Source organism: Terrimonas ginsenosidimutans (genome assembly GCF_022012415.1).
GTDB classification, from domain to species: domain Bacteria; phylum Bacteroidota; class Bacteroidia; order Chitinophagales; family Chitinophagaceae; genus Terrimonas_A; species Terrimonas_A ginsenosidimutans.
Map to the genome: position 1 here is coordinate 331,520 of NZ_JAKLTR010000005.1, position 18,036 is coordinate 349,555.

At 46.3% G+C, this 18,036-nt stretch carries 15 protein-coding genes; 3 read left to right on the top strand and 12 right to left on the bottom strand.

What is annotated here, in order from left to right; all coding sequences use genetic code 11:
• Positions 1 to 38 precede the first annotated feature (38 nt).
• Entirely contained in the window at positions 39 to 647 is a 609-nt protein-coding gene (locus LZZ85_RS10360; RefSeq protein WP_237871341.1) for a DNA-3-methyladenine glycosylase, read from the top strand.
• A gap of 201 nt (positions 648 to 848) precedes the next feature.
• Here LZZ85_RS10360 and LZZ85_RS10365 read toward each other — a convergent pair whose 3' ends face one another.
• The 3 genes from LZZ85_RS10365 to upp all read right to left on the bottom strand — a co-directional run bounded on the left by LZZ85_RS10365 (position 849) and on the right by upp (position 4,181).
• Positions 849 to 2,174 (bottom strand): cation:dicarboxylate symporter family transporter, encoded by a 1,326-nt coding sequence (locus LZZ85_RS10365; protein ID WP_237871343.1) that lies wholly within the window; start codon positions 2,172 to 2,174, stop codon positions 849 to 851.
• A 119-nt stretch (positions 2,175 to 2,293) separates the two neighbouring features.
• Entirely contained in the window at positions 2,294 to 3,307 is a 1,014-nt protein-coding gene (locus LZZ85_RS10370) for a PorP/SprF family type IX secretion system membrane protein (RefSeq protein WP_237871345.1), read from the bottom strand.
• 223 nt (positions 3,308 to 3,530) lie between these two features.
• Complete coding sequence (gene upp, locus LZZ85_RS10375) at positions 3,531 to 4,181, bottom strand: uracil phosphoribosyltransferase (protein WP_237871347.1); 651 nt, start codon at positions 4,179 to 4,181, stop codon at positions 3,531 to 3,533.
• Between the two features lie 165 nt (positions 4,182 to 4,346).
• Here upp and LZZ85_RS10380 point away from each other — a divergent pair, with 165 nt between their 5' ends.
• A complete protein-coding gene (locus LZZ85_RS10380) occupies positions 4,347 to 5,438 on the top strand; it encodes an anhydro-N-acetylmuramic acid kinase (RefSeq protein ID WP_237871349.1) in 1,092 nt (363 codons plus the stop codon).
• A 95-nt stretch (positions 5,439 to 5,533) separates the two neighbouring features.
• Here LZZ85_RS10380 and LZZ85_RS10385 read toward each other — a convergent pair whose 3' ends face one another.
• The 4 genes from LZZ85_RS10385 to LZZ85_RS10400 form a co-directional block, all read right to left on the bottom strand.
• On the bottom strand, positions 5,534 to 6,274 hold the full coding sequence (locus LZZ85_RS10385) for a LytR/AlgR family response regulator transcription factor (RefSeq protein WP_237871351.1): 741 nt from the start codon (positions 6,272 to 6,274) through the stop codon (positions 5,534 to 5,536).
• Positions 6,275 to 6,348: 74 nt separating this feature from the next.
• Complete coding sequence (locus LZZ85_RS10390) at positions 6,349 to 7,404, bottom strand: sensor histidine kinase (protein ID WP_237871353.1); 1,056 nt, start codon at positions 7,402 to 7,404, stop codon at positions 6,349 to 6,351.
• Positions 7,405 to 7,408: 4 nt separating this feature from the next.
• Complete coding sequence (locus LZZ85_RS10395) at positions 7,409 to 7,768, bottom strand: DUF4288 domain-containing protein (protein ID WP_237871355.1); 360 nt, start codon at positions 7,766 to 7,768, stop codon at positions 7,409 to 7,411.
• Between the two features lie 124 nt (positions 7,769 to 7,892).
• Positions 7,893 to 8,687: a LiaF transmembrane domain-containing protein gene (locus LZZ85_RS10400; protein ID WP_237871357.1), complete on the bottom strand. Its 795-nt coding sequence runs from the start codon at positions 8,685 to 8,687 to the stop codon at positions 7,893 to 7,895.
• Positions 8,688 to 9,011: 324 nt separating this feature from the next.
• On the opposite strand from LZZ85_RS10400, the gene LZZ85_RS10405 reads away from it, so the two are divergent.
• A complete protein-coding gene (locus tag LZZ85_RS10405) occupies positions 9,012 to 12,281 on the top strand; it encodes an amidohydrolase family protein (RefSeq protein WP_237871360.1) in 3,270 nt (1,089 codons plus the stop codon).
• A gap of 225 nt (positions 12,282 to 12,506) precedes the next feature.
• Here LZZ85_RS10405 and LZZ85_RS10410 read toward each other — a convergent pair whose 3' ends face one another.
• From LZZ85_RS10410 to LZZ85_RS10430, 5 genes are all read right to left on the bottom strand, one after another.
• Positions 12,507 to 13,163 carry a hypothetical protein gene (locus LZZ85_RS10410; RefSeq protein ID WP_237871362.1) on the bottom strand — a complete coding sequence of 219 codons (657 nt, stop codon included), beginning with the start codon at positions 13,161 to 13,163 and terminating at the stop codon, positions 12,507 to 12,509.
• A 9-nt stretch (positions 13,164 to 13,172) separates the two neighbouring features.
• Complete coding sequence (ade, locus tag LZZ85_RS10415; RefSeq protein WP_237871364.1) at positions 13,173 to 14,813, bottom strand: adenine deaminase; 1,641 nt, start codon at positions 14,811 to 14,813, stop codon at positions 13,173 to 13,175.
• A 123-nt stretch (positions 14,814 to 14,936) separates the two neighbouring features.
• The gene (locus tag LZZ85_RS10420; protein WP_237871366.1) at positions 14,937 to 16,028 is read right to left on the bottom strand and encodes a fatty acid desaturase family protein; all 1,092 of its coding nucleotides are present in this window, start codon (positions 16,026 to 16,028) and stop codon (positions 14,937 to 14,939) included.
• Between the two features lie 922 nt (positions 16,029 to 16,950).
• On the bottom strand, positions 16,951 to 17,628 hold the full coding sequence (gene trmD / locus LZZ85_RS10425; RefSeq protein WP_237871368.1) for a tRNA (guanosine(37)-N1)-methyltransferase TrmD: 678 nt from the start codon (positions 17,626 to 17,628) through the stop codon (positions 16,951 to 16,953).
• A 16-nt stretch (positions 17,629 to 17,644) separates the two neighbouring features.
• Positions 17,645 to 18,022 (bottom strand): Ig-like domain-containing protein, encoded by a 378-nt coding sequence (locus LZZ85_RS10430; protein ID WP_237871370.1) that lies wholly within the window; start codon positions 18,020 to 18,022, stop codon positions 17,645 to 17,647.
• Between the last annotated feature and the right edge of the window lie 14 nt (positions 18,023 to 18,036).

Sequence of the window (18,036 nt, forward strand, 5' to 3'; positions counted from 1 at the left end):
GACATCCCGTGCAGGTAATACCCACTAACCTGATTAAAATGCCCTTAAAAAAATTACCACTTTCATTTTATCGTCGTGATGACGTGGTGCAGATCGCCCGTGAGCTGATCGGAATGATACTGGTCACAAGATGGGATGGTATGACCACCTCTGGCCGTATCGTTGAAACGGAAGCGTATGCCGGCGTAACGGATAAAGCTTCACATTCATATGGAGGAAGGCGCACCGGTCGTACGGAGATCATGTATGCTGACGGTGGATATTCGTACGTGTACCTGTGTTATGGGATCCATCATTTGTTCAACGTGGTAACACATCGAAGAAATACTCCGCATGCGATCCTGCTGCGTTCCCTGGAACCGCTGGCGGGAATCCCGGAGATGTTGGTTCGGACGGGTAAGAAGAAGCTCGATCATACGCTTACCCGGGGGCCGGGGAATATGGCAAAAGCACTTGGGATTGTTAAAGATCAAACAGGGATATTACTGAACGGGAAGCAAATGTTTCTGGCGGATGATGGTTTCCGGTATAAGAAAAGTGAGATCATTGCGTCTCCGCGTATCGGTGTTGATTATGCCGGTGAAGATGCATTGCTGCCTTACAGGTTTTATGTAAAGGGGAATCCGTATGTAAGTGGTAAAGTTTGACCGGCTGAGTGGCGGAGCTTGTCTTAACATGTTCGGTAACTAAAGCTTTGAAAGAGGTGGGAGTATCGCCATGAACGCAAAGAACCGCAAAGAGCGCAATGAATTTCCTGCTACAGAAGATCTCTTTGCGGCCGTTGCGGTTCTTTGCGTTCATGGCGATACTTCCACGCCAGTTAAACTCATAAGAGGTTAAGAACGCGATTAGTGATTAATCGTCTCCCCTTCTATATTATCCTTCACCACATCCTCTGTTTCATGAACCCGGTTGAAGGCCAGCTCCATCTTATTCCGGTCAAATTCCTTTTCATTATTCGCGATCCAGATCGTTGCCACACCATTCCCAATGAAATTGGTAATAGCCCTTGCTTCTGACATGAACCGGTCTACACCCAGTAACAAAGCAAGTCCTTCGACAGGAATTACTTTGATCGCCGTGAGCGTTGATGCCAGCACCACAAACCCGCTTCCTGTAACGCCTGCGGCACCTTTTGATGTCAGCATCAGGATGCCGATTATACTTAACACCTGTGCGAAGCTCAGATCCACATTGAACACCTGTGCAAGAAAGATCATGCACATGGAAAGGTAGATCGTAGTTCCATCAAGATTAAAGGAATAGCCGGTAGGCACGACCAGGCCCACTACCGACTTTGAACAGCCCATTCTCTCCAGCTTTTCCATCAGTGTGGGAAGGGCCGCCTCTGAGGAGGATGTGCCCAGAACAACCAGCAATTCTTCCCTGATATACTTCAGAAAACGGAAAATGCTTACGCGATACATTCGCAGAATAAAATAAAGTACAATGAATATGAACAAGGCCATCGTGATGTAGACGGTCCCCATCAATTTTGCCAATGGCAAAAGAGTGCTGATGCCATATTTGCTGATGGTAAAAGCCATTCCACCAAACGCGCCAACTGGTGCCAGGAGCATTACCCAATGCAAACCTTTGAATATATACTTTGATAAGGGCTGAAGAAACTGGACCACTTTATCCTTGCCTTTATAGAATGTCAGGGAGACACCAGTTATAATGGCAACGATCAGGACCTGCAGTGTAAAGTTATCTTTGAGGAATTTAAGCCAGCTGAACTCTTCACTTCCTTTTGTGTACTTTGAAATATCACCACCTTTGACCGCAGAAGTATCTACACCGCTTCCCGGCTGTATCAGCATCGCTGCTAGAATGCCTATCACCAAGGCAAATGTCGTCACGATTTCGAAGTACAGTAATGATTTTGCTCCAACCCGCCCTACTTTTTTCAGATCACCCATACTCACGATCCCGAGGGTGATGGTCAGAAATATGATCGGATTAATAAACAGTTTGACCAGACTGATAAAAATACCACTCAGAAACTCACTCAGCGTTTTACCCACACTAAGTTCCTGCCCCATCACTTTCAACTGAAAAGGTTGATCCAATACCTGCATCTGTGCGAGATCGGGCCGGTAATGTCCCAGCAGGATCCCGCCAGTGATGGCCACCAATACCCAAAATGTAAGATTCCTGAATAGCTTTCCCATAAGCCCTAAATGTATGTCGAAAAACAGCAACCTCCTCTTTTTCCTCCTTATCATCATGGCAAAAAAAGAGACTGCCTTTCAGCAGTCTCTCCATCTCTTTTATCCTCCTTCCTGTTAGCCTAGAATTTAGGACAGTTCAATTTCTTAGCACCAGGGTCTACCGGCTTCTTAATGTAGATCAGGGAGATCTCTACTCCGCCTCTCGAATTTGACGCAGCTTTCAGTGAAGAAGTATTCACATCATAAGAAGCACCGAAATGCCATTCTCCAAATTCAAGACCCATATAAGGGATCAATGCGTCCTGGAAACGATACCAGCTTCCGAGATAGAAGTTGGTTGGGTTTTCTTCGTCATTATTTACGTTCAGGCAGAATGCACCACCTACCATTGTATTCTTTGCCTTTGCCTGCATGCTATGGTTAGCGGCAAAGTGGAATGAGTTATAACTTCCCACAGGGATCTTGGCTCCTCCCTGGATGGTCGTGCGCATGTTCAATACATAGTCGCCTTTATTGAAACTTTCTTTCGGCCTGTTCAGGTGATACATTGATGCGCCGAGGTAGAAATTGTTATAACCATTGGTCGTACCGGTATAGATCAGACCGGCGTTCACGTCAAAGTAATTAAGATTGACCTGGCTGGAAGCAAAGCTTTCCTGAGTAACACCAGTAAATCCGAATGGAGTCAGCTGATCTCCAAAAGTCAGTTTGGAAGTGTTCAGGCGTTTGTTCATGTAAGTTCCCTGAAAACCCGCACCGATCGAATGGAAGCCATTTTCGTCAAGACTTTTGTGATAGGACAGAGAAGCTCCGAAATAAGTGCTGTTCAGTGCGCCATCACCCGCTTTATCGCTGTAGCCCATAAACCCGATACCAAACTGGTCATTTTCAGGGATACGGTCTTTCAGAATAGCCATATCAAATGAGGCGGTCATCGTCGTATAGGCATTGCTGATAGTCGGCCACTGATTGCGATAGTTTGCCGCAAACCGGTATACACCATCGAACTTACCGGTAAGGGCTGGGTTCAATGTCATGGGTGAGGCAAAAAATTGCGAAAAGTTAGGATCCTGTGCAGTTGAAACGCTAACGAGCGCAACGCAGCCGATCAGGGTCGAAAGAAGTTTTTTCATCTCAGCAATTAAGTTTTTTCACTGGTCAGGTTCATACGGATCAACGCTACCAGCATAGCCATAAACGCATAAGCTGCCGGTAAATTGCCTTGAAAAGTATTCACGCGGATGGGAAAATACAACAATCCCGAGACCTATAAAAATTGTAAGGATGAACTGCTAAAAGATTACGGGGAATTTTTTTATAAATATGAAATTCAATTAGTTATAAAAACAGATCGACTTACATCTGAATCTTTACGCCGAATGCCAGGTCACCTGCATCACCAAGGCCCGGAACGATATAGCCTTTGGCCGTCAACTCATCATCGATGTCTCCACACCAGATAGTTACCGTGGGATCTTCTCTTTTTACATATTCTATTCCAACGGTACAGGCTACAGCGGTCACCACATGGATCTCTTTGGGATGACCCTCTTCTTTCAGGAACTGGATCGTTTTCACCAGCGAAGCCCCCGTTGCAAGCATTGGATCGGAGATGATCAGCACGCGGTCTTCCAGTTCAGGGCAGGAGATATAGTCAAGGCTGATATCAAAGCTGCCATCTTTGTTATGCTTGCGGTAGGCAGAGATAAATGCGTTGTCTGCCTTGTCAAAGTAATTAAGCAGACCCTGATGCAGTGGTAATCCTGCGCGGAGAATTGTTGCCAGAACAGGCTGATGTTCCAGAACTTTAGCGGCGGCAACACCCAGGGGTGTTTGCACTTCACGGTTCACAAAGGGCAACACTTTACTGATCTCGTAAGCTGCTGCCTCACCGATCCTTTCCAGGTTCCGTCTAAAACGCATACGGTCCGTCTGCAGCTCGATATCCCGGAGCTCACTGACCCAATTACTGACAAGACTGTGCTGTTCGCTTAAGTTGACAACCATTTTATACTGTTTAACAGGAACAAATTAAAAATTCAAAACTAGAAATTCAAAACTCATTTACTGGCAGGATACATCCTCACTGACTATTAACCTCTACTTTTTACTTTTTACTTTTTACTTTTGCCTTCGTTTCTGGCAAATATCTAAAAATTTACAATCTAATTCATGATCTACAGGGCAATCGGGCTAATGAGTGGCAGTTCGTTGGATGGACTGGATATTGTTTTTACGGAATTACATGAAAACGGAGGCAAATGGACATATGAGATCCTTGCTGCCGATTGCTATCCTTACAGCGAAGATTGGACCAAACGGCTGGCCGGTGCAACTTCTCTTACAGCAAAAGACTATCTCTTGCTACACACCAGTTATGGTGAGTATATAGGTCAACAGGTATTGAAGTTTATTGAAGAACACGGGTTACACTTCAAAGTGGCGGTTGTGGCTTCACACGGTCATACCACTTTTCATATACCAGCCCAAAAAATGACAGCCCAACTGGGAGACGGAGCGGCGATCGCTGCAATAACGCAATTACCGGTCGTGACCGATCTGCGTTCTATGGATATCGCCTTCGGCGGACAGGGCGCTCCGATCGTTCCGATCGGTGAAAAGTTACTGCTTCCGGGTTATGACTATTTTCTGAATCTTGGCGGCATTGCCAATGTGTCCATGAACGCGGCCGACTATACTGCATTTGATATCTGTGCAGCTAACCGCGTATTGAATATGCTGGCCGCACAGGTTGGAAAAGAGTATGATGAGAACGGGGCATTGGCTGCATCCGGAAACCTCGATCAATCCCTGCTTGACAAGCTGAACGGTCTTCCCTATTATCAGCAATCCTATCCTAAGTCACTAGCAAATGATTTTGGAACCGACACGGTTTATCCGTTGATCACTTCCGCAGGGTTAAGTGTTCCTGATGCGTTACATACATACGTCGAGCATATCGCTACACAGGTCCGTGATGCGATCACTTCATTGCCCAATCATCCATCAGCAGAATCAAAGTTGCTGGTAACAGGCGGCGGTGCATTGAATGGTTACCTGGTCGAAAGAATAACAGAACAGGTTTCCGGCCTGGGCATTGAAGTGGTCGTTCCTGGAAAAGAATTGATACAGTATAAAGAAGCATTGATCATGGCACTGATCGGTGTGTTGCGCTGGAGAGAAGAGAACAACGTCCTCTCTTCCGTAACAGGCTCACGCCGCGATAGTGTAGGTGGTGCAATGTGGATGGGGCAGGAGTTTTAAATTCAAAATTCAAAAGTAAGAAGTAAAAATATTTTCCCGTGTGTCGGCAGATATTGCCATTTTCAGGAAGATATTTTTACTTCTTACTTTTGAATTTACAACCCCAGCACTGCTTTTAACTTACCATACCCTCCTCTGCTGACGGGCACTCTCATGCCGGATTTCAGGATCGCGATATGATTATCTTTTTCATAAGGATCAATCCTGGTGATCTGCTGAACATTTACGATGTAAGAGCGATGTGATCGAACGAACTGCTGTTCATCCAGGGCCTGTTCAAAATGGCTCATCGTTTTATTCTTCAGAAAATATCCTTCATGCGTATGGATCTTCACATAATCATCGGCGGCTTCCATGAAGTAGATATCATGAACAGGAATGATCTTGATCTTACTGCCATTTTTCACAACAACCCGTTGATTCTGGGCGGGTGACTGTGCTGCTGTTTCAAGCAGTTCTTCTGTTTTTGCGGGAACATGCGACTGCTGTTGTTCCTGCCATTTCGTTACCGCTTTATCAAACCGTTCCTGGTTAAAAGGTTTGAGCAGGTAGTCGATCGCATGAGCTTCAAATGCTTTGATCGCATATTCGTCAAACGCGGTTGTAAAGATCACGTTCGGTGGTTGCTCTATCAGCTCCAGCATTTCAAATCCGTTGATCTTCGGCATTTGTATATCGAGGAAGATCAGGTCTGGCTGATGTTGCTGAATTGACTTTACACCTTCAAATCCGTCGCCGCATTCCGCGAGCAGTTCCAGTTGGGGATGCTTCGCCAGATATTCTTTGACGATACTTCTTGCAAGTGGTTCGTCGTCTATGATGATTACTTTAGCCATTTTATTTTAGAATCAAAAGTTAAACGTAAAAATTTAAAAAGCGATCGTTCTCAGGCTGTTTCTGCATTTTTTGCCTAGGTGGTCATGTCTGGAAGCTGTGGTATTCTCACACGGGTGGTGAACTGATCCTCTTTTGCTTCTGTTACTACCAGGTCATTTCTGTCAAAAAGCAGGTATAATCTCCGCTGAACGGATTTTAATCCGAAGCCGGTTCCCTGTTTCGGCGATGATGTTTCCGGATCAAAAGGGTTTGTCACGATCACCTGTAATTCATTGTTGATGCCTGTTGATGTTTTGATGCTGATCACTGTTTCGCCTATTGTATCATAAAGCCCAAACTTGATAGCATTCTCTACAATTGGCTGCAGTAATAATGCCGGAAGTTTTAGTGTTAATGATTGGGCGTCGGTTTCAACGATCGTGGTAAGGCGATTTCCAAATCTCACTTTCTCGATATCAAGATATAGTTGCAGGTATTGCATTTCTTCCTGGAGAGACACCCATTGTGTTTCTTCTTTTTTTATGGTGCCCCGGAGAAAGTCAGACAACTGTTGCACCATTTTGCGCGCTTCTGCGGGTCTTGCACCTATTAATGCATTAATTGAATTGAGGCTGTTGAACAGAAAATGGGGCTGTAGTTGCTGACGTAGTTTAAACAGTTCCGCATCGCGGGTAAGTTTTTCTGCATCAGATTTTCGCTCTTCACTCCGTTGCTGATCCTGCCAGTTGTACCAGATGATCCCGATCATTGTTACAATCCCCATGATCAGAAACCCTATGCTCGATCTTACCATAATGGATCTGCGGAGAAACAGCGGATAACCTTCGTAGGAGTTCAATGCGAGCCCCAGCAGCCATTTGCTCAATACCATCCAGAGAATGGTCAGCACGATACACATGCATAGCACGTTCAGGTACTGGTTCAGTTCGGGAGTATAGTACCGGATCGTATTCATCACCAGCAAACATGCCATGAGCAGGAGTGTGTTGCTGATCAGGCTGTCGATGATGGCGAGTTCAATCGGCCATTCGAGCGACCATAACAGGATAGCATGATCTGTCATCAGTATCACCCAGGCGATACTGAAAGAGATAAGAAACCTTCTGACAGTGAAGAGTGATACAGACATGCTATCAGGCCAGTTTAAGCAACTGGTGTGTATGGGTGAAAAAAATGTTTTCGGCTTTTTGGTTAACTGTATAGATGTAGGATTCTGCATTGTCTCGCTCTTCAATTCTTGAATATAGTTCTGCCCCATCAATGAGATCGCTTAAGCGGTAGAGTTCACTGACATTGATGAACTTCCACTGTACCAGTTGCTGTTTACTATTATAAAACGTATCCTGTTCAGTATCTCCCAGTGCCTGAGCTTTGGAGAACGCCTCTTCTTTTGAGTCAGCCGCAACCAATCTCAGTTGTTCGTCGAACTGCGGAGTGTGGTCACCTTCGCCGCAAACAATACGGAATACCATTTTTGCAAGATACCAGTTCATAGTAGTTAGGTTATGTGGTTAGCGAACAGCGTTTGAAGTTTAAAAGGTTAACTGTTTTACAGTTTACCGGTTATGCACGCAACTTTTGAACTAATAAACCTTTGAACCTTTAAACTTGATGTGCTCAATAGCTTTTGATCTCAATTCCGCCAAAGATCATCGTCCCTTTGAGAACGAGTGTCTTTGTGGCGGGCTCTGCAAGCGCGGCGAACTTTCTTTTATCGCCGATGCCGCCGAAGATGGTCACTGCTTCTGATTTGATCGCCCAGTTGGAAGGAACGATCAGCGTAGCCCCGCCAAAGATGGCCGTGATCTCCAGTACCGCAGTACCATTGATATCAGCCTGCATGAAGTCGACCTCCGATCCACCGAAAATATTTACGATGTCCCCACCTTTGAAGTTCTTCGACAGGATCACTTTCTTTGACCCGCTGAAAATACAGGTGGTGTCAATGACGTCATCCTGTGAATAGGATTCCGTGCTATAGGCTCTGACGGGTTCAGCATTAGCATTCATATCCAGGTTTTTTTTTTGACAATCGCCCCAGCTTTTCTTGCCTTTCGGTCTCAGTACAAATACGAGACCGATCACGATCAGGATCAGCGGCCACATATGCTTACGCAATTCCCCGTTCATCAGGTATTCATTTGCAAGAAAAATACCGCCGATCAGGATCGGTACGAACCAACCGCCATCACGGAACCCTTTCCGCAAACCAATGAAGACGCCTATTGCGATCAGGAGCATTTGCCAGCTGAACAGCCATGCCGGAACCGGCACTCCGAAGCTTTTTATCAATGCAATTCCACCGATCAGCAGCAGGAAAAGGCCGGTCCAGATCTGCCCATGCCCACCGCGATCTCTCCTCGCTTCCCATCTGTTACGGGCTTCCTCTCTGAAATCTCTGTTACCGTTCATCGTTATAAATTTTAAGTAAAACTATGGCCCCGGCGTCCAAATAGCAAGTAGGATTGGGCCGCTTGACAGGGTTTATCGGTGAAAAGCGGGAATAGGGCGGTGAGCGGAAGGGTTGTCCGTTCTCCGTTGCCCGGAAGGGCCCGGAATCAAGGCTGCCTTGCCGGGCGGCCGCAAACCCTTCCGGTCAACGGACAACGGTCAACGGACAACGGTCAACGGACAACGGTCAACGGTCAACGGTCAACGGACAACGGACAACGGTCACCGTCAACGAACAACGAATCCCCAAATTCCCTACCTTCCGCGCCTACACAAACCAAACACATGTCTTGTAAAAAACTGATCGCAGCAGCGCTGTTGCTGCCGGTAGCACTCTCCCTCTCCGCGCAGGAGCGCAGGGATACAAAAAAATGGGATGTCACCAATCCTGAAGGGCCGTATAAGACCGTTTCCTTTACCACTGATGAGGGTACCTGGATGAATCTCGACCTTTCGCCAGATGGCAAAGAGATCGTCTTTGACCTGCTGGGAGACCTTTATACTATCCCGGTAAACGGCGGCGAAGCAAAATTACTGAAGGGTGGACATTCGATGGACCTTCAGCCAACCTATAGCCCGGATGGGAAGAAGTTAATGTTCACCTCTGACGCTGGCGGCGGCGATAATATCTGGATGATGAATCGCGATGGCAGCAATCCGGTACAGGTCACCCGCGAAAATTTCAGATTACTCAATAATGCTACCTGGGCGCCAGACGGACAATACATTGTTGCCCGGAAACACTTTACCTCGGGCCGGTCATTAGGAGCCGGTGAAATGTGGATGTATCATACGACCGGAGGAAGCGGTTTACAGTTGACTCAACGAAAGAACGATCAGCAGGATGTGAACGAACCGGCCTTTTCCCCTGATGGCCGCTATGTTTATTACTGCGAGGATATGTACCCCGGCGGACAGTTCCAGTATAACAAGGATCCCAATAACCAGATCTTTGTCATCAAACGATTCGACAGGGAAAAAGGAACAAACGAAACAGTGACCGGCGGACCGGGAGGTGCTGTTCGTCCGGCGATCTCGCATAACGGTAAACTGCTTTCATTCATAAAAAGAGTAAGAACGAAGTCGGTTCTCTATCTCCGCAATCTTGAAACCGGTGAAGAATGGCCGGTGTATGATCAGCTGACGAAGGATCAACAGGAAGGCTGGACAGTCTTTGGTCTTTATACCCACTATTCCTGGACGCCCGATGATCAGCATATCATCATCTGGAGCAATGGCAAGATCTGGAAAGTAGATGTAAATGGGGTGAATAAAGCAACACAGATCCCCTTTACGGTAAAAGTAACACAACGTATTTACGATGCTGTCCGTTTTCAACAGGATATCAATCCTGATAAGTTTGAAGCACATGTGATCCGTCAGGCAACTACATCCCCTGATGGAAAATGGTTGTTCTTTAGCGCGGTTGGTAGTTTATGGAAGAAAGAACTGCCGTCAGGAAAGCCAGTACGCGTAACTGGTACGCCGATCGAAACAGGCTACGAGTTTGAACCTGCTTTTTCCTCCGATGGAAAAACCCTGGTGTACACTACGTGGAATGATACCGCTTCAGGCGGCATCTGGAAACTGTCGCTTACCGGAAATGCAAAACCAGTGAAGCTGAACAAGACAAAAGGAATTTTTCGCCAGCCTTCTTTCTCGCCTGACGGAAAATGGATCGTGTTCCGCAAGGAAGGAGGAAGCGATGCGCTGGGTGAAGCTTATACCGCTCAACCCGGTGTTTATATCATGGCCGCTGATGGATCACAGGAAAAATTTGTAACAGGCCGGGGTGATCAGCCGAAATTTAACAAGACCGGCAACCGACTGTATTATCAATCATTTGGCGGGCTCGGCAGCTGCAATACTGATGGAACTGATGAAAAGCTTGTCTTGAAAAGTGGATACGGAAACCAATTCACCATTTCGCCTGATGAGAACTGGGTTGCATTCATTGATCTGCACAAAGCCTATATAGCAGCCTTGCCAAAAACAGGCAAGACGATTGATGTAGGCAGCGGAACCTCAGATTTCCCGGTCAGGCTTGTGTCAAAGGATGCCGGGTTCAATCTGCATTTCAGCAGCGATAGCCGGCAGCTTCATTATACCTTAGGCGATGAATATTTTACGATCAACCTCGACGAGCGTTTCGCTTTTATTGCCAACAAGCCTGATTCATTATTTAAGATCCCTGAAAAAGGATCAAAGGTTGGACTGGAAGTGTTAACAGATAAGCCTAAAGGCCTGATCGCTTTTACGAATGCGCGTATCATTACCATGAAGGCAAACGAGATCATTGAGAATGGAACGATCATCGTAGATGGCAACCAGATCAAAGCTATTGGCAGAACTGGAGACGTGGTGGTACCTGCCGGTGCGAAAACGATCGATTGCAACGGCAAAACAATATTGCCGGGCTTTATTGACGCGCATGCACACGGAAGCCATTTCCGCAATGGGATCACTCCCCAGAAACACTGGCCGTACTATACAAATCTTTCCTTCGGCGTAACTACCATGCATGATCCTTCTGCAAATAGCGAACTCGTGTTTTCGCAAAGCGAAATGATCAAAGCTGGTGTGATGGCTGGTCCGCGTGTGTTTTCAACAGGCACTGTGCTGTATGGAGCTGAAAGCAATACCAAAGCAGTGATCAATTCGATAGAAGACGCAAGAAGTGCTTTGCGCAGAACGAAAGCGTTCGGTGCTTTCTCTGTGAAAAGTTATAATCAGCCAAGGCGTGAACAGCGCCAGATGATCATTCAGGCTGCCAGGGAATTGAATATGGAAGTAGTGCCTGAAGGCGGGTCATTCTTTTTCCATAATCTTAGTATGATACTCGATGGACATACAACCATTGAACATAACCTTCCGGTAAACCCGTTATTCAAAGATGTGCTTGAGCTATGGAAGAATGCGCAAACAGGTTACACACCAACATTGATCGTGAACTTTGCGGGCATGAGCGGTGAGTATTACTGGTACCAGCACACGAATGTATGGGAGAATGAACGGCTGCTTCGTTTCTTTCCCCGGGCACAGATCGACACGCGCAGCCGTCATCGCACCATGCTGCCGGAAGAAGAATATCAGAACGGGCACATAGCCACTTCGCGCAGCGCAAAAGACCTGATGGACCGGGGCGTAAAAGTCAATATGGGCGCACACGGACAAATCCAGGGGATCGGCGCACACTGGGAGATCTGGATGATGCAACAAGGCGGCATGACCAATCACCAGGCTTTGCAAACAGCCACGATCAACCCGGCAATAAGCCTCGGCCTCGATAAACACATTGGCTCACTTGAAGCGGGCAAACTTGCTGATCTTATTATACTGGACAAAAATCCGCTTGATAATATCCGCAACACAGAAAGCATCCGTTACACAATGGTCAACGGAAGATTATATGATGCGGAAACCATGAATGAAATAGGCAACACCAACAGGCCCCGTACTAAATTCTTCTGGGAAAGCAATAAGAATTCCGAAAGCTTTCCCTGGCATGATGGAACAGAGACAGAAACCGAGGGTTGTAGTTGTGGCCGCCACTGATTTAAAATCAATGTCGTTTAGTTAAGAGATCATCCTACAGTAGCTCGATGGGCGATGACTGATGGCCGATGGCCGAGTGCCGCATTTGGATGGAAGCTATTGCTGCCAATTGGTATAGGGTATCGACACAAGTAGGTATATGTATTTTCGGCCAGCGGCCATCGGTCATTGAATAAACTTTCGGGAAAATCCTTAACTAAACGACATTGCTTTCAACTCGTTGCCCTAGATAGTCCATTGATCGTGGACTATCGCAATGAGATATGTTTTTTCGTTTGCCTGGCGGAAAACAAGACGAATGGTTTGCCAGTCCATACCGTCATATTTTGCATCGAAGCCTGGGAAATAGAATTCGGTGAAGTGATCAGTGGGGTATACTTCCTTCAAATTATTCAGCGAATTACCGGAGCCCAGAAAAGTGTTGACACTCCTTTTAGGTGCAGACAGATAATCTTTGTTATAAACGAACTTGTTGAAGTACTGGCGGATATTCATTTTTATCGGCTCGCCGGAGCCGTCATAAGAACCCCATTCAAAGATGGTTGACTTACTGAAAGCTGCCATCAGTTCGTAGGGTGTAAAAGCTTTACTGCTGGTGTCTATGAATGCATAAGGGGAGAATCTTAATCTGAATTCAGGACTAACATATTGGTTAAGCCTGGTGGTATCCTGTTGCTTCAATGCTGTCAGTATAATACGGGAGAGATCCAGCAAGGCTGTGTCGGAAGTAACAGCAATTGAGTCATGGCCTGCTTTTGCCGATGTATCGATTATAACAGGTGGGTTCAATCCAGCGGAGTCTGTATCGCTTTGGTTTTTACCCTCCTGGTTACAGGCGATAAGAAAGCAAGCCGTAGTAATATAGAGCAGGATCTTTTTCATACCATTCATTTATGCTTCAACGAAAGCGAATTTATCTCCATCAAATAAGCCTTTATCGCTGAGTTTTAAATGAGGTATCACTAATAATGCCATAAATGAGAGCGTCATGAACGGAGACCCTAGCGTGCTGCCGAATTCTTTTGACAGCTTATCTATGGCCGTATAGGCGGTGGCTACCTCGTATCCATCATTGGTGCTCATTAATCCGGCAACGGGCAGGGCGAGGATCATTTCTTTTCCATTACCGGCAGCGCTTACGCCTCCCTGCTCTTTAATAACCAGATTCACTGCCCTGCAAAGGCTTTCATCATCCGTGCCAACAGCAACAATATTATGACTGTCATGCGCTACGGAAGAAGCCAGTGCACCGGTTTTTAATCCTATGTTCTTAATGAAAGATTTGGCTACCGGCGCATTTGTATATCGGTTCACCACTACGATCTTCAGAATGTCATTTACTGTATCACTCACCCAATAGCCGTCCTGCTGTTTTCCCTTTAATTCCAGTCGGTTGGTGATCAACTGGCCGTCAAGTGCTTCGATCACAGGTATCGTTTGTGCGCTGTGATCAGCAACGGGGATCGCAAAATCTTCGGGTTTCAGCAGATCGCAGGAAAAATTATTGATCGTTCCTGCGTTCTGCCTCTCTATAAGAGAACGGCCATTTTCAGCTACCAGTTGTCCATTGATATAGGTCTGCAAAACGTTAAACTTTTGCAGATCGCTGGTCACTATGAAATCTGCATGATCGCCGGGTTGTAAAAGTCCACAATCGAGCTTGTAATGTTTTACGGGATTTACACAAGCGGCTGTCAGTACTTTGAACAGGTCAATGCCTTTTGTCACAGCCCTTTCGCAGAGCTGATTGATATGGCCCAGTACAAGACTATCGGGATGCTTATCATCACTGCAGAACATGATCTGATCGGGATGATCGTTCAGCAGGCCGATCAATGCTTCGAAGTTTCTTGCTGCACTGCCTTCACGGATCAGGATCTTCATGCCGTACCGGAGTTTATCCAACGCTTCTTCAGCAGTGAAGCATTCATGGTCGGTAGAGATCCCGGCGTCTATATATTGCCTTGCTTCTTTTCCGCGCAGGCCCGGTGCATGACCGTCAACCGGTTTACCGAGCCGGTGAGCTGCTTCGATCTTTTTCATCACTTCTTCATCCTTAAAAAGAACACCAGGGAAGTTCATCATTTCGCTCAGGTAGCGGATATCATCCCGTTGTAAAAGCTGCTCTACTTCACCGGCATCAAGCGTAGCACCTGCGGTTTCGAATGTTGTTGCAGGAACACAACTTGGCGCGCCGAAGTTGAATTTGAATGGGACCGTATTTCCGTTCGCGATCATGTATTCAACCCCCTTCAGGCCGCATACATTCGCAATCTCATGCGGATCACTGATTGTTCCGATGGTTCCATGCACAACAGCGAGACGGGCGAATTCCGAGGGAACAAGCATGGAGCTTTCTATGTGAACATGACTGTCGATAAAGCCGGGAAGAATAAACCTGTCAGCCTCCACGGAAGAAGAGGGAAGCTCTTGTATTGAATGGATCTTTCCATCCTGGATCTTTATTTCCGCGGGAAATATTCTCTTTTGAGGAATATCAACAAGATGACCGGTGATCGAAAAAGAAGACATAGCTGATGTTTTATGATCAATTCTCAGCTAAGCTAAGTTGAAAACCGCAAAGAAAAATGCTTTTATAGAAGCGCACATTTTGTGACGCATCTATAAAAGCATTCTTACAGGGAAGATAATCGATCAGGCTTCTGTCATATTCAGGCTGGTCTTCATTTCCGGGTGCGCTGTATAAATGCCCGGTTCCGGGATCTTCCTGGTCCGCTCTTGCATGACCGCGATCGCTTCTTCATCGCTTGCAAACATATTGTTTACGTTAACCAGGTTAGCAGCGAGTTTATCATAACGTTTTGTCATCAGCCACACAAATATGTGGAGATAGTGGATGCCATCGAATGTCAGTATTTTATCTGCGGCATATTTGTCTTTGTTCTTCATGAACTCAACGGGGATCTCCGTGTAATGAAGAGCGGGGCGGTTATGGTGAACCGCATGATAGCCGTCATTCCAGCAGATCTGATTATACTTAGTATTGATGCAATTGATCGTATTGTCTTCCGGATTTTCAGGATCGACAAAAGCGTGTTGCGCCCAGTTGCCTAACATCATCACGATCCGGGCAAATACAAAAGGAATAATAAAGATCCAGAGAGTCGCCTGCAGGTTGACAAAACACATGCCTATACAAAAGAGATAGAAAGAGATCTCGCCGTAGCTAAGGCGCATATAGAACTTCTTTCTTTTTTTGGTGAACAGGTACATGAAGGTATCGCGGAAGCCAAGGAAGAGAAAGCGGGTGACGTATGAAATAAATCCGCGAAGGCTGTCCCGGCGATAGTTAAGCGTACTGCTGGCATCATCATGCATATTGTTCTCCACGTGGTGCATCGCCATGTGGTGTACAAAATATGTTTCCGGGGTATGTCCAAAGAAAGGACAGACGCACCAGATGATCCAGTGATAGATCCAGGTGAAATTCTTCTTGAAAAGTTTGCGGTGACTGATACAATGGAGCATCAGACCAAATCTTCCTTTAAAGTATAACTGGGAAAAATAGAAATACGGGATATAGGCTATCCACCAGTACCAGCCTTGCAGCACCGGGGTATATAAGAGGATCGCGATAGGTAATACCAGCAAGTGAATGCCGGTTAGCAAATGAATAAAAGGGAGGTCTCTTTTATCATTCATATAGCGTAACCAAAACCGCTCATATGAACTGAAATTTTCCTTTGGAATGTATACCGGATCGGTAATAGTGGTCAGGGCCTTCATGAAATTTTCGGTTTGAGTGTGGCTCCGCATTCAAATAGCTGCAAATCAGTTCTTTGCTCGGTTCCGCGACACTAGTCGGCGTGAAAATACATTTTTCCCGGAACTTACAATGCTATATTATGGGGATAACCTTCTTTTTAAACGGTGGTATTGCGTGTATGTTACTCTCAGGCGGGTTTTAATTTAGTGGGAGATCATCCAGGGGCGGGAAAGTTTTGTGTCTGATCGGCAAAAGGGTATCGCAAAGGGCGCAGTGGACCGCGGAGAACCCAACGAAAACAGCCGGGAAGGATGTCGTATTGGCCTACGTCCTATGCGATACGTCTACGCTGAGCAAACAGCAAGACGGGGAAGTAATCCGCAACCTGCCGCGGAGAATAACGATCCCGGATCAGGAAAAATTGATCACGATATCTATCAGGGATGTCTGACCGCTCATAAAATCATCCTGTTAACACATTAGTCCTATATGCGCAAAATCCAAAACACAGGAATACACTTAGCGGCTGATGGTTATTTGCAAGACAATATACCTGCTGTTTTTTCATCCGTCTCTGGGTACTTCTCCCATGTGGATAAGCTGCCTTTGGCATGATCACTGCAAGATATGCGGTAACCAAATCCGAAACTTATGAAAACAACAATCGCTGTTAATGTCTGCATGATTTTGTTTTTCTATTTTGTTCTGCTGTTGGTATTACCCTATTGATCTTTTTATAAGCGGAAGTATTTAATGATGCGGCAAAGGCGCTGTTGACACAAGTAGATCTGTAAAGGCGCCTCTTGTTGCTTTGGGGAGATGCATGAAAGAAAGCAAGAACAATGCATTCCGGTAATTCAGGATGTTTAGTAGAGTAATGGCGCCGGCCAACCATCAATACTTCACTGGTGGAAGGATGATCAAGGCGTTCTATCAGAACGATCATTCATCCATGAGGTCCGGTCTTCGTTCCTGTGTACGTTTCACCGCCTGCTCATGCCTCCATTCTTCGATCTTGCGGTGATCGCCGCTCATCAGGATATCAGGAACTTTCCAGCCACGAAAATCGACGGGGCGTGTATAGACAGGTGGCGCAAGAAGATTATCCTGGAATGAATCAAAAAGAGCCGAGGTCTCGTCATTCAGCACGCCGGGAAGCAGGCGCCCGATACTGTCAACCAGTATTGCTGCCGGTAACTCTCCGCCGCTTAGTACAAAATCTCCGATAGAAATCTCTTTTGTTACAAACTGTTCCCTGATGCGTTCGTCGATGCCTTTATAATGGCCGCAGATCATCAGCAGATTTCCTTTCAGTGAAAGCGTATTGGAGATCTTTTGTGTAAGCCTTTCTCCATCGGGGGTCAGGTAAATGATCTCATCATATTTTCTTTCCGCGGATAATTCTTCAATGGCTTTTGCCAGTGGCTCGCACATCATCACCATCCCGGCACCACCGCCATACTGGTAATCATCGATCATTCCATACTCATTTACCGCCCACTTACGCAGGTGATGGACCACAATTGTCAGAAGGCCTTTATCCTGGGCCCGCTTCATAATGCTGTGCTCAAAAGGGCTCTTAAGTAATTCCGGTAAAACAGAAAGAATGTCTATTCGCATGCCACAAAGATAAGGGTCAGTTCGTGCTTATCTCAACAGAAGCACGTCCCTCATTGGCAGAATTGTCTTTTGCAATAACCTGTACCCGATAGAGAATACCTGCTTGCGCCTGGAAGGACTCCTTCATTTCGTAGGAGGAGGCAGAAGGGTAGCGGTGAATATCTATCAGCAAGGCTCCCGTTTCTCTGTTGGAGATATGCACATGAAGTTCGGCCAGCGTCTCATTGTCAGTGAGGGTACCGGTGATATCAACGGTTTGTCCGGCGTTGAACCGCTGATTGGCAGTGGGAGCAGTTATGATCACGACAGGCGGCTGATCATCATTGCCCGTACTGCTGCTTTTAGAACAGCTCATGGTAGCAATGACCAGGATGAGAACGATCAGCTTTTTCATGCCGGTATCGTGTT